This is a genomic window from Pseudomonas sp. GW821-FHT04D07 (assembly GCF_059420225.1).
This window is the reverse complement of the sequence record NZ_JBWKTH010000008.1, coordinates 143,908-156,611: the sequence shown is the minus strand read 5'-3', so window position 1 is coordinate 156,611 and position 12,704 is coordinate 143,908. Positions and strand designations below refer to the sequence as shown.

Annotated in this window: 17 protein-coding genes; 10 read left to right on the top strand and 7 right to left on the bottom strand. The window is 62.1% G+C overall.

Annotated elements, in window-relative coordinates; genetic code table 11:
• Positions 1–73 precede the first annotated feature (73 nt).
• The gene (locus tag AC07T0_RS13150) at positions 74–1,261 is read right to left on the bottom strand and encodes a molybdopterin molybdotransferase MoeA (RefSeq protein WP_495001610.1); all 1,188 of its coding nucleotides are present in this window, start codon (positions 1,259–1,261) and stop codon (positions 74–76) included.
• A gap of 22 nt (positions 1,262–1,283) precedes the next feature.
• Positions 1,284–1,823: a molybdenum cofactor biosynthesis protein B gene (gene moaB, locus AC07T0_RS13145; RefSeq protein WP_495001576.1), complete on the bottom strand. Its 540-nt coding sequence runs from the start codon at positions 1,821–1,823 to the stop codon at positions 1,284–1,286.
• A 79-nt stretch (positions 1,824–1,902) separates the two neighbouring features.
• Between moaB and mobA the strand changes: the two genes are divergently transcribed.
• The 3 genes from mobA (at position 1,903) to AC07T0_RS13130 (ending at position 3,432) form a co-directional block, all read left to right on the top strand.
• Positions 1,903–2,514: a molybdenum cofactor guanylyltransferase MobA gene (gene mobA / locus AC07T0_RS13140; protein ID WP_495001575.1), complete on the top strand. Its 612-nt coding sequence runs from the start codon at positions 1,903–1,905 to the stop codon at positions 2,512–2,514.
• Between the two features lie 97 nt (positions 2,515–2,611).
• Positions 2,612–2,833 carry a YgdI/YgdR family lipoprotein gene (locus AC07T0_RS13135; RefSeq protein ID WP_248796689.1) on the top strand — a complete coding sequence of 74 codons (222 nt, stop codon included), beginning with the start codon at positions 2,612–2,614 and terminating at the stop codon, positions 2,831–2,833.
• A gap of 149 nt (positions 2,834–2,982) precedes the next feature.
• Positions 2,983–3,432, top strand: a complete 450-nt coding sequence (locus AC07T0_RS13130; RefSeq protein ID WP_495001574.1) for a type II 3-dehydroquinate dehydratase — start codon at positions 2,983–2,985, stop codon at positions 3,430–3,432.
• A 12-nt stretch (positions 3,433–3,444) separates the two neighbouring features.
• Here AC07T0_RS13130 and AC07T0_RS13125 read toward each other — a convergent pair whose 3' ends face one another.
• The 5 genes from AC07T0_RS13125 to AC07T0_RS13105 all read right to left on the bottom strand — a co-directional run bounded on the left by AC07T0_RS13125 (position 3,445) and on the right by AC07T0_RS13105 (position 6,996).
• Entirely contained in the window at positions 3,445–4,335 is an 891-nt protein-coding gene (locus tag AC07T0_RS13125; RefSeq protein ID WP_495001573.1) for a pseudouridine synthase, read from the bottom strand.
• A gap of 104 nt (positions 4,336–4,439) precedes the next feature.
• On the bottom strand, positions 4,440–4,772 hold the full coding sequence (locus AC07T0_RS13120; protein WP_100940592.1) for a transcriptional regulator: 333 nt from the start codon (positions 4,770–4,772) through the stop codon (positions 4,440–4,442).
• A 150-nt stretch (positions 4,773–4,922) separates the two neighbouring features.
• Positions 4,923–5,123 carry a hypothetical protein gene (locus tag AC07T0_RS13115; protein WP_191486553.1) on the bottom strand — a complete coding sequence of 67 codons (201 nt, stop codon included), beginning with the start codon at positions 5,121–5,123 and terminating at the stop codon, positions 4,923–4,925.
• A 159-nt stretch (positions 5,124–5,282) separates the two neighbouring features.
• A complete protein-coding gene (locus AC07T0_RS13110; protein WP_495001572.1) occupies positions 5,283–5,519 on the bottom strand; it encodes a glutaredoxin family protein in 237 nt (78 codons plus the stop codon).
• A 268-nt stretch (positions 5,520–5,787) separates the two neighbouring features.
• Positions 5,788–6,996, bottom strand: coding sequence for an ammonium transporter (locus AC07T0_RS13105; protein ID WP_495001571.1), 1,209 nt, complete (start codon positions 6,994–6,996; stop codon positions 5,788–5,790).
• 343 nt (positions 6,997–7,339) lie between these two features.
• Between AC07T0_RS13105 and AC07T0_RS13100 the strand changes: the two genes are divergently transcribed.
• The 7 genes from AC07T0_RS13100 (at position 7,340) to AC07T0_RS13070 (ending at position 12,697) form a co-directional block, all read left to right on the top strand.
• Complete coding sequence (locus tag AC07T0_RS13100) at positions 7,340–7,654, top strand: ElaB/YgaM/YqjD family protein (RefSeq protein WP_495001570.1); 315 nt, start codon at positions 7,340–7,342, stop codon at positions 7,652–7,654.
• Between the two features lies 1 nt (position 7,655).
• A complete protein-coding gene (locus tag AC07T0_RS13095) occupies positions 7,656–8,033 on the top strand; it encodes a phage holin family protein (RefSeq protein ID WP_495001569.1) in 378 nt (125 codons plus the stop codon).
• Positions 8,030–8,371, top strand: a complete 342-nt coding sequence (locus tag AC07T0_RS13090; protein WP_495001568.1) for a hypothetical protein — start codon at positions 8,030–8,032, stop codon at positions 8,369–8,371. The genes AC07T0_RS13095 and AC07T0_RS13090 overlap by 4 nt, the downstream gene beginning before the upstream one ends.
• Before the next feature lie 122 nt (positions 8,372–8,493).
• Positions 8,494–9,657, top strand: a complete 1,164-nt coding sequence (locus tag AC07T0_RS13085) for an EAL domain-containing protein (protein WP_495001567.1) — start codon at positions 8,494–8,496, stop codon at positions 9,655–9,657.
• 80 nt (positions 9,658–9,737) lie between these two features.
• On the top strand, positions 9,738–11,069 hold the full coding sequence (locus tag AC07T0_RS13080) for a deoxyguanosinetriphosphate triphosphohydrolase (RefSeq protein WP_495001566.1): 1,332 nt from the start codon (positions 9,738–9,740) through the stop codon (positions 11,067–11,069).
• A 241-nt stretch (positions 11,070–11,310) separates the two neighbouring features.
• Entirely contained in the window at positions 11,311–11,769 is a 459-nt protein-coding gene (locus tag AC07T0_RS13075) for a response regulator (protein ID WP_495001565.1), read from the top strand.
• A gap of 298 nt (positions 11,770–12,067) precedes the next feature.
• Entirely contained in the window at positions 12,068–12,697 is a 630-nt protein-coding gene (locus tag AC07T0_RS13070; protein ID WP_040064687.1) for a response regulator transcription factor, read from the top strand.
• The last annotated feature ends 7 nt before the right edge of the window (positions 12,698–12,704 follow it).

Here is a 12,704-nt window from a genome sequence, read left to right as displayed (position 1 = left end):
GTCGCCTGGAAAATCGCCATCGCCAGCAAGCTGGCGCCTACAGGTACGGTGTTTCCTGGTGAAATACCGTCAGCTAGCCCAGCACTTCACTCAACGGAATAAAGTTCACCCAGTCGCCTTCCACCAGGGTGCTCTCCTCCAACACCTCGACCAAGCCCTCGGCCCAGGCCGCGCTGCGCAGCACGCCGGAGCTCTGGTTGCGGTAGATCGTCGCCCTGCCGTTCTCCAGGCGCCCGCGCAGATATTCGCGGCGATTACCCGGTTTGGGCCAGACAAAACCGGCCGGCACCTTGAACTGCAACGGCTGAACCTCCCGCACGCCTTGCCGGCGTAACAGATAGGGACGGGCCAGGAGGGCAAAAGTAACCAGGGTCGAGGCCGGATTGCCCGGCAGGCCGATTACCGGCACTCCGCGAAAATGCCCGAAGGTCAGGGGCTTGCCCGGCTTGATCGCCAGCTTCCACAGCTCCAGTTCGCCCGCCTCACGCAAGGCAATCCCGAGGAAATCGGCTTCGCCCACCGACACCCCGCCCGTGGACAGGATCAGGTCGACATCGTCCAACTGCGTCAGACGCTGGCGGGTCGCCTCCAGATCATCCGGCAGGATCCCGGCATCCAGCACCTCACACCCCTGGCGCGCCAGCCAGCTGCACAGCAACACACGGTTGCTGTTGTAGATCTGTCCCGGCCCCAGCGGCTGGCCCGGTTCAACCAATTCGTCGCCGGTGGACAGCACAGCCACCCGTACCCGTCGCAGCACCTTCAGTTCGGCACAGCCCAGGGATGCCGCCAGGCCCTGCTCGATCGGCCCCAAGCGGGTTCCGGCGGTCAGCACCACTTCCCCCACCGTGGTTTCCTGGCCCTGGGGGCGGATATTCTGTCCGACCGCCAGCGCTTCGATAAAGCGTACCCGCCCATCGGCGAACACCTCGGCGTTTTCCTGCATTTCCACGCAGTCGGCCCCCGCCGGCACCGGGGCGCCGGTAAAGATTCGCGCGCAAGTCCCCGGCTTCAACGGCTCGGGGGCTTGTCCGGCAAAGATCCGCTGGCTAACCGGCAGCGGCTCGCCGTGCCAATCGGCCAGGCGCAGGGCATAACCGTCCATGGCGCTGTTGGGCCAGGGCGGCAGGTCGAGGCTGGAGACCAGGTCTTCGGCCAACACCCGGCCGTCGGCTTGCGCCAACGGCAGGCGCTGCGACTCACGGATCGGCGCAGCCTCGGCCAGCGCCAGCAGACGGGCCAGGGCAACTTCCACCGACATCAACGCACCGAGCTTGCCCGGCTTACCCACGGGATTCACAAGGCGCCGCCTGTTTCAGATGAGGGACGAAGTTGCACGGACGATGGCGTGCGTCCAACTGCTCGGCGAGGATCCCGTCCCAGCCAGTGCGCACCGCATTGGTCGAACCCGGCAGGCAGCAGACCAAAGTACCGTTGGCCAGGCCGGCGAGCGCCCGGGACTGCACGGTGGAGGTGCCGATGTCCGCCACGGAGATCTGCCGGAACAGTTCGCCAAAGCCATCGACCTGCTTGTCCAGCAGGCAGGCGACAGCTTCCGGGGTGCTGTCGCGCCCGGTAAAACCGGTACCGCCGGTGATCAGCACGACCTGGACCAGGTCTTCGGCAATCCAGCTGGCGACCTGCGCGCGAATCCGATAGAGGTCGTCCTTGAGCAATACCCGCTCGGCGAGGCGATGCCCGGCGGCGGTCAGGCGGTCGACGTAGAGCTGCCCCGAGGTGTCGGTGTCGAAGGTACGGGTGTCACTGACGGTCAAAACCGCGATGTTCAGCGGTACGAAAGGTGTATCGGCCTTGGCTTTCATAGGCTCGGTCCAGTTGAAGGAAGAACAGCCTGGTGTTATATCACAGCCTCCCTTTTCATCGCCGCTGTCGAGATTGCCCATGCCCGTGAACGACCTTTCCATTCTGCTCCTGGCCGGCGGTCGCGGCCAGCGCATGGGCGGCCAGGACAAAGGCCTGCTGGACTGGCGCGGACAACCGCTGATCGCCCATCTGCACGCCGTGGCACGCCCGTTCAGCGATGACCTGATCATTTCCTGCAACCGCAACCCGGAGCGTTACGCGGCCTACGCCGACCGGCTGGTAAGCGACGACAGCGACGATTTTCCCGGCCCCCTGGCCGGCATTCGCGCAGGCCTCGCGGTGGCCCGCCATGGGCATCTGCTGGTGCTGCCCTGCGATGTGCCGCGGATCGACGCGGCGCTGCTCACGGCCATGCTCGATGCCGTGCGCGGCGATCCGAACCGGCCGCTGATGCTGCGCCAAGGCGAACACTGGGAACCGCTGTTGTGCGTGATCCCCTGCGCATTGGCCGCAGCCTTCGAAAGCGCCTGGGCCCTGGGCGAGCGCAGCCCGCGCAAGATCATGCTGCAACTGCAGGCCCAGGCCCTGCAGTGTCCGCCGGATGATCCCCGATTGGCCAATCTGAACACCCCGGAACTGCTGCAACCCGCGAATCACTCGGCGAATGGCTCCTCGCAAGGAACTTGCTGAGCCCGTATCCGTCAGAAACTACAATGAGCGTTGTAATCCATCAGTTCTGGCATCAATCAACGCTATCCTCAAAAAACACCCTTTCCGGAGAAGTACCATGACGCAACGGACTCTTGCCGCACTCCTGCTGACAACCGCCCTCGCCGCCCTTGCCGGTTGTTCGTCGCCAACGGTGATCACTTTGAATGACGGGCGTGAAATCCAGGCGGTGGACACTCCGAAATACGACGAGGACTCAGGGTTCTACGAGTTCAAGCAACTGGACGGTAAAAAGACCCGCATCAACAAGGACCAGGTGCGTACCGTCAAGGAGCTGTAAGCTCTCCGACACATCCAACACAGAGCCCGCCTTGCGCGGGCTCTGTCGTTTTTCCCGACAGCGACAGCATGCAGGCATAACCCCCGGGTACGGCCTATTCTATGGAAATACCCCACCCGGGCTCATTGACCCTTTCCGGTAGCTGAATCATGAAAGTCCTCATGCTGCACGGCCTCAATCACCACCTGTTCGGCAAGCGCGAGCCGATCCGCCATGCAGATGTCACCCTGGAACAGATCGACGCCCGCCTGCGAACGCTGGCCAGGGAGCTGGACGTGGATGTCACCAGTTTCCAGACCAACTGCGAGGGGGCGATGTGCATTCGCATCCGCCAGGGCGCCCGCGAACAGGTGGACGCGGTGCTGATCAATGCCGGTGCCTGGGCCCACAGCAGCTACGACATTCGCGACGCCCTGGCGCACTTGTCGGTACCGGTGATCGAGTTGTACATGGCCAATATCCATCGCAACGAACCCTTGCACCAGCCTTCGGTGCTGGCCGAAGTGGCGCGCGGGCAGATCTGCGGTTTCGGCGTCGACAGTTACCTGCTGGGCTTGCGGGCAGCGGTGAGCGCGGCCCAGGGCCAAGCCTGCCATTGACGGCCGCCGACATCACCAGTGCAGGACAATCTCGCTCTCGAAGCGCCGCTCCTGACCGCTGATCGGATCAATGAAGCGCAGGCCCTGGGCCAGCAGCTTGAGCGGGTTGGCGTAATCATCCACGGCATCCTTGAGCACCTGTGGATAAAACGGATCATTGCAGATACCCGCGCCAAGGGCCGCCATATGCACCCGCAACTGGTGCTTCTTGCCCGTGACCGGATACAGCGCATAGCGCCACAGCTCGGCATTTTTCTCGGCGACTTCGACAGCGGTTTCGGTATTGCTGGTGCCGGCTCCTTCGCGCATGCGGAAAAACGGTTCGCCTTCCACCAGGCGGCTTTTATGCACCAACGGGAACGACAGGTTCGGCAAGGCCCGGGCGATTGCCTCGTAGCGTTTTTCAATCTGCCGTGTCGGAAACAACCTCTGATAGGCCGAGCGACTTTCCGGATTGGCCGAGAACAGCACCAGGCCCGCGGTGTGCCGGTCGATCCGGTGCAGCGGCACCAGATTCGGGTTGTCCAGACGGCGGATCAGGCGCCGTAACAAGGTCTGCTCGACATATTCGCCGGCCGGCGTCACCGGCAGGAAATGCGGCTTGTCCGCCACCACCAGATGCTCATCGGCGTAGAGAATCGTCTCGTTCAGCGGAATTGGCGTCTCGTTCGGCACCTCGCGAAAGTAATGAATGCGCAAACCTTCGCGATAAGGCAACTGCGCGCTGATCGCCGCCCCTCCGGCGTCCAGTACCCGACCACGGGCAATGCGGTCGAGCCATTGCTCGCGGCTGATCGCCTTGAAGTGTTCGCACAGGCAGTCCAGCACCGTGGTCCACGACCCGGGTGGCAGGTACAAGGTGCTGGCCTGGTGCTCGGCGGCATTGAAGGGCAAGACGGACATGACAGGACTCGAACGGCTGGGCAAGCCGGCATTATCCCGCAAGACCCCGGCAGAACCTAGGCTCGCGGCAACCCGATCCACGCCCCGGTGGCCAGTGGCACGCCTCAGCCCGAGGCGATCTTGCTTCCCAGCAGCTTTGCCCCGGCCGCCTCGGTGTAGTCCTTCAGCCAGCGCAGCACATCCACCGCCTCCCAGCGCCCCGGATCGTAGAGCGCGTACAACAAGCCCTGGTAGCCCACCACATCCAGTTGCCGGTGATAGCCCGCCCGCTGGAACAAGGCTTCGATTTCCGCGAAACAGGTATTGAAGTGCAGCTTGTTGAAAGGTGTCTTGCCTTCCGTGACCAGCCCATCCAGGCGCAACTCCAGTACCGCTTCACGCACCACATCGGCGGACATGCGATTCACGCTGGATTTCAATTGTTCGACATTGAGCATGCTTTAACCCTCTTTATCTCTCTGGATTCCGTTCCCGGGTGCGCACGTCAGGGTGGGCATCCTGTCCCAACACCGGAACGAAAACTGTATAAACATACAGTAACTGATTTTTTGATGACCCGCCAACCGATTGCCGCCGGCCGGCAGCCTTCATGATTCCCTGGGATGGACTTTTCCATAGACGTTGCCGCCGATGAACGAGCCCACCGTGCCAAGGATCACCATGGCGTAGGTCCCACCATCGATCTTTCCATACCAGGTCAACATCGCGGTGCTTACGCCAACCACCACGGTGGCCAGGAACTTGCGACCGCCCAGTTGGTTGACCAGCAGAATCGACCTCCCTTTCATTTCATTTCCTCCCTTGCACCACTGGAACGTGCTGCCTCAAACGTCATGCAGCGACGTAAGCACAGTCGTTTTTCCAGCGCAACCGCAGGTAATTTGATGAAACAGAAGGGCCGTCAAGCACGCCGCCAACAGGGGCCTGACGGAAAAGGTCAAGGCGGTTCAGCGCAGAAAGGCCACGACCTGCTCGACATCGAAGGGCCAGTCCAACTCGGCTCCGCTGTCCACCCGACGCAACACCGGAATACGCAGGCCATAGGCATCGAACAGGGTCTCGCTGTCGGCGATATCCACCAGCTCCAGCAACAGGCCGTGTTCGACCAAAGGCATCAACTGCGCCTCGGCGAGTTCACAGAGATGACAACCCAAGGTGCCGAACAGCTGGCATTCAGGAGGCATGAGGCAAGGTCCGCTATCAGAGAAAAACCTATTTTAGGCCCGGGCCGTGAGGCCGTCGAGCCATGCTGGGCCACTCAGGCCGTATCGTAGCGCTTGCCCGAGGCCTCCGGGCGAAATCGGCGCTGGCAGTAGCGGGTCGCCCGCTCCGGCACCGCGGCGCCTCTCAAGCCCTGCAGTGAATACAGACGCTCCATGGACCTCTCCGTTCGACCGGGGCCTGGCCGCACGCTCCCCCAACTGGGGGTTGAGCATAGCGAAACGAGGCGGACTAGTCCTGACTCACCGCGCCGATCTTGTGAATCGAAAGATCGGCACCGTAGTACTCCTCTTCCTGGCTCAGCCGCAAGCCATGCAGCGCCTTGATCGCACCATACACGGCAAAGCCGCCGATCAGCGCCACCACCACCCCCAGCGCGGTACCGATCAACTGACTGACCAGGCTGACCCCACCCAGGCCACCCAACGCCTGCTGGCCGAAGATCCCGCAGGCAATCCCGCCCCAGACCCCGCACAGGCCGTGCAACGGCCAGACGCCGAGCACATCGTCGATCTTCCACTGGCTCTGCGCCGCGATAAAACACCAGACAAACAAGCCGCCCGCCACCACACCGGTGACCAGCGCCCCCACCGGGTGCATCAGGTCGGAACCGGCACAGATCGCCACCAGCCCGGCCAGCGGACCGTTGTGCAGGAAGCCTGGGTCGTTACGCCCGATAATCAGCGCCGCCACCGTGCCGCCGACCATGGCCATCAATGAATTGACCGCCACCAGTCCGCTCACCCCTTGCAGGGTCTGCGCGCTCATGACATTGAAGCCGAACCAGCCGACGATCAGGATCCACGAGCCCAGGGCCAGGAAGGGAATACTCGACGGCGCGAACGCCACCAGCCGCCCCTCGCGATAACGTCCCTGGCGCGGCCCCAACAACAGCACCGCCGCCAGCGCCAGCCAGCCGCCCATGGCGTGCACCACCACGGAGCCGGCGAAGTCATGAAAGCTGGCGCCAAAGCGGGCCAGCAGCCACGCCTGTAGGCCAAAGTTGCCGTTCCAGACCAGGCCTTCGAAAAACGGGTAGACGAAGGCGACGATCAGCGAGGTGGCGCACAGCTGCGGGGCAAACCGCGCCCGCTCGGCAATCCCGCCGGAAATGATCGCCGGAATCGCCGCCGCGAAGGTCAGCAGGAAGAAGAACTTCACCAGGCCATAACCGTGGTCGCCACTGATTTGCGCCGCTGGCTGCAAAAAGCTGACACCGTAGGAAACCCAGTAGCCTATAAAGAAATAGGCCAGGGTCGAAATCGCGAAGTCACTGAGGATTTTCGACAAGGCGTTGACTTGGTTTTTTTGCCGAACGGTGCCGACCTCGAGAAAGGCGAAACCGGCGTGCATGGCCAGAACCATGACCGCACCGAGCAGAATGAACAGGGTGTTGGAACCATGGACCAGAGTGTCCACAGCGCTTTGCAAGTTTTCCATGGAGACGGCAGACCTGAAGTCAGGGAAAAGCACCAAAGCAGTTCAATCGCCGCGCATTTCGCACCAGATTGGCGCCAACCCGAGCCAGGAGCGAACCGCTTTGGCGCAGGGCGAAACACGAAGCGCGAGGAACCCTTGGGTTTTTTCCGCGTTTTTTGATTATTTGAGGTATGGTTTTCGCAGGCCAGGCCTCTAGGACGCCCAAATACAGCGCACACACCTGGCACAACGCACCAGCACAAAGCAAAAGCTGTACCAGCCAATCGCAGTGAACCTTCAACCAAGGCCCGCACTCGAAACCTGCACAGACTTTTCTCGGACGCTTTTTCACGGAGAACATCTAATGGCTCACAAAACGACACAGACGGCTCAAGAAATACTGATGGCGGATTTCCAGGCCCTGGTCAGCGACACCGAACGCCTGCTCGAACACACCGCCAGCCTGGCCGGCGACCAGGCCGATGAGTTGCGCGCGCAGATTCAGGAAAGCCTGATCAAGGCCCGCGAAACCCTGCAACTGACCGAAGCTTCGCTGCGCGATCGTAGCCAGGCGGCGGTCGACGCGACCGAAGCCTACGTCCAGGCCAAACCCTGGCAGTCCATCGGGATTGCCGCCGGTATCGGCTTTATCGTCGGCCTGCTGGCGACGCGGCGCTGATATGGCGGGGGATGAATCGAGCGGCAGCGGCGACTCGACCCGCCGCCTGGGGGCGGCTTTCCTTGGCCTGTTGCACAGCCATGTGGAATTGTTCGGCATCGAGCTCCAGGAGCAGAAAGCCCGTACCCTCAGCCTGTTGCTGTTCGCCGGGATGACCCTGGTGTTCGGCCTGTTGTTGCTGGTGGGGTTGTCGGCGCTGGTGCTGATCCTGCTCTGGGACAGCTGGCGCCTGGCCGGGATCATCGGCCTGTGCGTGTTTTACAGCCTGGCCGGGCTGTTCTGCGCCCTGCGCCTGAAAGCGGCGATCTGCGATGAGTCGTCGCCCTTCCACGCCACCCTTGAAGAGTTGGCCAACGACCGCGAGCGACTGCTGCCATGAGCCTGCCCGACCTTAGCCACATCCACACCCGGCGTGATATGCGCAAGGCGCTGATCCGCCTGCGCATGGAAATGCATCGCCAGGAAATCCGCCATGAGTCGCGGGAACTGCTGCAACCCTTGCAACGCCTGCGTGGCCTGGGCCAGAACTGGCAGGCCAACCTGGGTCTCAAGCATGCCCCGCTGTGGGGAATTGGTATCGTCACGCTGCTCGGTTTCATGAGCGGCCGGGGTGCCAAGGGCGGCGGCGTGGACAGTCTGTCGCGCTGGGCGCGCCTGGGTGCCAGCCTGTTGCCGCTGATTCGGCTGGCGCTGCGCGGCACCGCGTCCAAACCCTGACGCCAGAGAAGCTGGCTGCATTCTTGCAGTAGTCATCGGGTTGAGCGCGAACCCTCGGGCTCGCGTTCAATCTGCCTTGCCCGCCGCAGCCAGACCTATAAGACCCAGCCCAAGGAGGCACCGTGATCGACGGGCAACCGCTCGCCTGCTTTCAGCCGTTCATCGATACCGCCACAGGCCGTATCGCCGGTGTCGAGGCCCTCGGCCGCCTGCGCCAGACCAACGGGCAACTGACCTCCGTGGGACCGCTGTTCGCCGATCCGCGTACGCCTTCGGCCGCGCTGCGCCGCCTGGACCGACAGATCCGTGACAACGCCCTGAGCCGGCTGCATGAAGCGCCCCGGGACTGGTTCCTGAGCCTGAACATGTCGCCGCGCTGGATCAGCCGCCTGAGCAACGGCCAAGCCTTGCCGAGCCTCAAGCAACTGGCGCAATACGACATCGATCCACAGCGCATCGTCTTCGAAATCACCGAACTGGGGGGCAACAGCCTGCGCCTGGCGGAAGTGGTCAAGCGCTATCGAGAAGCCGGCGCGCGCATTGCCATCGACGATTTCGGGGCCGGTTATTCCCAGCTCGACCGGGTACTGGCCTTGCAGCCGGACATTCTCAAGCTCGACATGCGCCTGTTCCAGGCCGCGGCCCGCGGTGGCCCCAGCAGCGAAGTGGTCAAGGCCCTGGCGCAAATGGCAGAAAAAACCGGCTGTTGGATCATCGCCGAAGGCGTGGAGACCGAGGCCGAGCTGAATTTCGCCCTGGAATGCGGCTCGCGCTACGTGCAGGGCTATCTGTTCGCCAAGGCCGAGCTGGATTTCTTTGCCACCGACGCCTTTGTCGCCCGCTTCGCCGAACTGCGCGAGCGCTATGTGCAACAGAAGCTGGCCGAACGCGCGCGCCTGATGAACCTGCGCCAGCAATTGGGCGGACTGATGACCACGCTGCAGAGCTGGGCCCAGGGCCAGGCGCCGCTCAGTCAGTTGCCACGGCCCGACGGCTACCCCTGGCTGCTGCGCTTCTACCAGTGCGATCGCCACGGCACCCAGCTCACCCCCAATCTGGAGTGGCGCAACAACGCCTGGCAGGCCGACAGCAGCTACCTGGGCCACAACTGGTCCTGGCGGCCCTATTTCTATCACTTGCTGGCCGAAGGTTGGGACGAACGCCGGCTGATCCTCTCCAGCACCTATCGCGACGCCACCAGCAACCAGTATTGCCTGACCGCCGGGCAATTCTTCGATAACGGCCAACGGCTGCTGCTGATCGATATCGATGCCGCCGACTTATAAATTTACTTGCAGGGTTTTGCTTGCAGGCCGGGCCGCTAAACGGGAAGCTGGGGCATCAGTCACCGACGGAGAGCCCCGCCTTGGATTGGCACACCCTGCTTACCCGCGAACGCCTCGGAAAATCGCTGCACAGCCCTGAAGAACTGGGCCGCAGCCCTTTCCACAAAGACCACGACCGCATCATTTTCTCCGGCGCCTTCCGGCGCCTGGGGCGCAAGACCCAGGTCCACCCGGTGACCAGCAACGACCATATCCATACCCGCCTGACCCATTCGCTGGAAGTCAGTTGCGTCGGTCGCTCCCTGGGCATGCGCGTCGGGGAAACCCTGCGCGACGCGCTGCCGGACTGGTGCGAGCCAAGCGACCTGGGCATGGTCGTGCAATCGGCCTGTCTGGCCCATGACATCGGTAACCCACCGTTCGGTCACTCCGGCGAGGACGCCATTCGTCACTGGTTCCAACAGGCCGCCGGACGCGGCTGGCTGGACGGCATGAGCGTGGCCGAAGGCAATGACTTCCTCAATTTCGAAGGCAACGCCCAGGGTTTCCGGGTGCTGACCCAGCTGGAGTATCACCAGTTCGAAGGCGGCACCCGACTGACCTACGCCACCCTCGGCACTTATCTCAAGTACCCATGGACAGCGCGGCACGCCGATTCCCTGGGTTACAAGAAGCACAAGTTCGGCTGCTACCAGAGCGAACTGCCGATCCTCGAACAGATCGCCCACAAGCTCGGCCTGCCGCAGTTGGAGGAGCAACGCTGGGCGCGCCACCCGCTGGTCTACCTGATGGAGGCCGCCGACGATATCTGCTATGCCCTGATCGACCTGGAAGACGGCCTGGAAATGGAGCTGCTCGACTATCCCGAGGTCGAGTCCCTGTTGCTCGGCCTGGTCGGCGACGACCTGCCGGAAACCTACCGGCAACTCGGGCCGCAGGACTCCCGGCGGCGCAAGCTGGCGATCCTGCGCGGCAAGGCCATCGAACACCTGACCAACGCCGCAGCCCGGGCCTTCGTCGAGCAGCAGGATGCCCTGCTGGCCGGAACGCTGTCGGGGGATCTGGTGGAACACATGCACGGACCGGCCAAACGCTGCGTGCTCAACGCCAAGGACATCGCGCGCAAGAAAATCTTCCAGGACAAGCGCAAAACGCTCCATGAGATCGGCGCCTACACCACCCTGGAAATCCTTTTGAACGCCTTCTGCGGCGCGGCCCTGGAACAACACGGCGGGCGCACGCCATCGTTCAAGCATCGGCGCATCCTCGACCTGCTCGGCAACAGCGCGCCACAGCCCGAGTGGCCGCTGCACAGCTCGTTCCTGCGGGTGATCGACTTCATCGCCGGCATGACCGACAGCTATGCCAGTGAAATGGCCCGGGAAATGACCGGGCGCTCCAGCCCGGTTTAAGCCCATGGCGCCCGCCCCTGATCAGGGCGGGCCGCTTAGCGGGACAAAGCCTACACAGGCGAGAGAATCAACTGATTGATCATGGCTTCGGCCCACTGAAATAATTGCTTTCCTCTTATGTCTGCCGCCCAAACTCAAGCTGACCTGCCATTCAACAAGCGCCCGATTCCAGGCATATTTTCCTACACAGCGCCTACCTATGTAGCCTTGTCTCGAGTCGACAGGTCGCCCGGAAAACACCATGCCCAAACACAACTTACGCGTGTTGCTGGTAGAGGATCACCCCTTTCAACTGGCCGCCACCCAGAGCCTGCTCAACAGCTATGGCTTCCATGCCCTGACACCGACGCTCAACGCCCGGGAAGCCTTGCGTGCCCTGGATTCGGCACACACACCGTTCGACCTGATGCTGTGCGACCAGTGCCTGCCCGACGCGCTGGGGCTGGACCTGATCGAAACCGCCTGCCGCAGCGGCATGATCAAGCAGGCGATCCTGCTCAGCAGTCTCAGCAATGAGGAACTCGATGCCCTCAGCGCCCTCGCACTGGAGCGACGGCTGCCGCTGCTCGGCTGCCTGAGCAAGCCACTGAACGGTCTCGCCCTGCAGAATGCGCTGAGCCTGGAGCGACACGCGCAGGAGGCCGACGCCCCCACCGAGCCCGCGCCCTGCGCCGAGCCTCACCCCAACGCGCCGTCTTGATCCCTACTCGCCAATCCCCGGTTCCATCCCGAGTTATCGCCGCCAAAACACGCCTACGTACAAGTAGGACATTTCCCAAAATATCATAAGAACTTATAACTAATTAGCCATTCCGTATAACCGCCCATTTCAATACTGAATAGCTCTTCCGTTTCAAACTGGCTCTATCCGTAAGTCGAAACCCTATTTAAAGTAGGAATATTCCTATACTACCTCTGTAGGGTCTTCCCTTCATGCGCCCGCTTGTCCAACTGAGCTAAGGTTCGCGCTTTCCAAGCAGCTCGTATGGGACTTTATTATGAACTCGGTTTTTATCGTCGACGACCACCCCGTTGTCCGCCTGGCCATCAGGATATTGTTGGAACAGGAGGATTGTTATGAAATAGTTGGGGAAACCGATAACGGTGTCGACGCGATGCAAATGGTCCGCGAATGCATGCCGGACCTGGTGATCCTGGATATCAGTATCCCCAAACTGGACGGCCTGGAGGTGCTGGCCCGTTTCAATGCCATGAATTCGCCACTTAAGACCCTGGTCCTGACGGCGCAGACCCCCAATCTGTTCGCGATGCGCTGCATGCAGTCCGGCGCCTCGGGTTATGTCTGCAAGGCCGAAGACTTGAGCGAACTCCTGAGCGCGATCAAGGCGGTACTGTCCGGCTACAATTACTTCCCGAGCCAGGCGTTGATTGGTGCGCGAAAAGAAGGACCGGAAAATCCGGAGATCGAACTCTTCAAACTGGTGAACGACCGGGAACTGATGGTCCTGCAATTATTTGCCCAGGGGCGAACCAACAAGGAAATCGCCAAGGGTATGTTTCTCAGTAACAAGACCGTCAGTACCTACAAGAAAAGACTCATGCAAAAACTCAAAGCCAAATCCTTGGTAGAGCTTATCGAGATGGCCAAACGCAACGCGGTAGTGTGAGAAAACC

Bases quoted from the DNA above. Each gene is read 5' to 3' on its own strand.
- AC07T0_RS13150 (WP_495001610.1), bottom strand. From the start codon at position 1,261: ATGTCGGTGGAAGTTGCCCTGGCCCGTCTGCTGGCGCTGGCCGAGGCT.
- moaB (WP_495001576.1), bottom strand. From the start codon at position 1,823: ATGAAAGCCAAGGCCGATACACCTTTCGTACCGCTGAACATCGCGGTT.
- mobA (WP_495001575.1), top strand. From the start codon at position 1,903: ATGCCCGTGAACGACCTTTCCATTCTGCTCCTGGCCGGCGGTCGCGGC.
- AC07T0_RS13135 (WP_248796689.1), top strand. From the start codon at position 2,612: ATGACGCAACGGACTCTTGCCGCACTCCTGCTGACAACCGCCCTCGCC.
- AC07T0_RS13130 (WP_495001574.1), top strand. From the start codon at position 2,983: ATGAAAGTCCTCATGCTGCACGGCCTCAATCACCACCTGTTCGGCAAG.
- AC07T0_RS13125 (WP_495001573.1), bottom strand. From the start codon at position 4,335: ATGTCCGTCTTGCCCTTCAATGCCGCCGAGCACCAGGCCAGCACCTTG.
- AC07T0_RS13120 (WP_100940592.1), bottom strand. From the start codon at position 4,772: ATGCTCAATGTCGAACAATTGAAATCCAGCGTGAATCGCATGTCCGCC.
- AC07T0_RS13115 (WP_191486553.1), bottom strand. From the start codon at position 5,123: ATGAAAGGGAGGTCGATTCTGCTGGTCAACCAACTGGGCGGTCGCAAG.
- AC07T0_RS13110 (WP_495001572.1), bottom strand. From the start codon at position 5,519: ATGCCTCCTGAATGCCAGCTGTTCGGCACCTTGGGTTGTCATCTCTGT.
- AC07T0_RS13105 (WP_495001571.1), bottom strand. From the start codon at position 6,996: ATGGAAAACTTGCAAAGCGCTGTGGACACTCTGGTCCATGGTTCCAAC.
- AC07T0_RS13100 (WP_495001570.1), top strand. From the start codon at position 7,340: ATGGCTCACAAAACGACACAGACGGCTCAAGAAATACTGATGGCGGAT.
- AC07T0_RS13095 (WP_495001569.1), top strand. From the start codon at position 7,656: ATGGCGGGGGATGAATCGAGCGGCAGCGGCGACTCGACCCGCCGCCTG.
- AC07T0_RS13090 (WP_495001568.1), top strand. From the start codon at position 8,030: ATGAGCCTGCCCGACCTTAGCCACATCCACACCCGGCGTGATATGCGC.
- AC07T0_RS13075 (WP_495001565.1), top strand. From the start codon at position 11,311: ATGCCCAAACACAACTTACGCGTGTTGCTGGTAGAGGATCACCCCTTT.
- AC07T0_RS13070 (WP_040064687.1), top strand. From the start codon at position 12,068: ATGAACTCGGTTTTTATCGTCGACGACCACCCCGTTGTCCGCCTGGCC.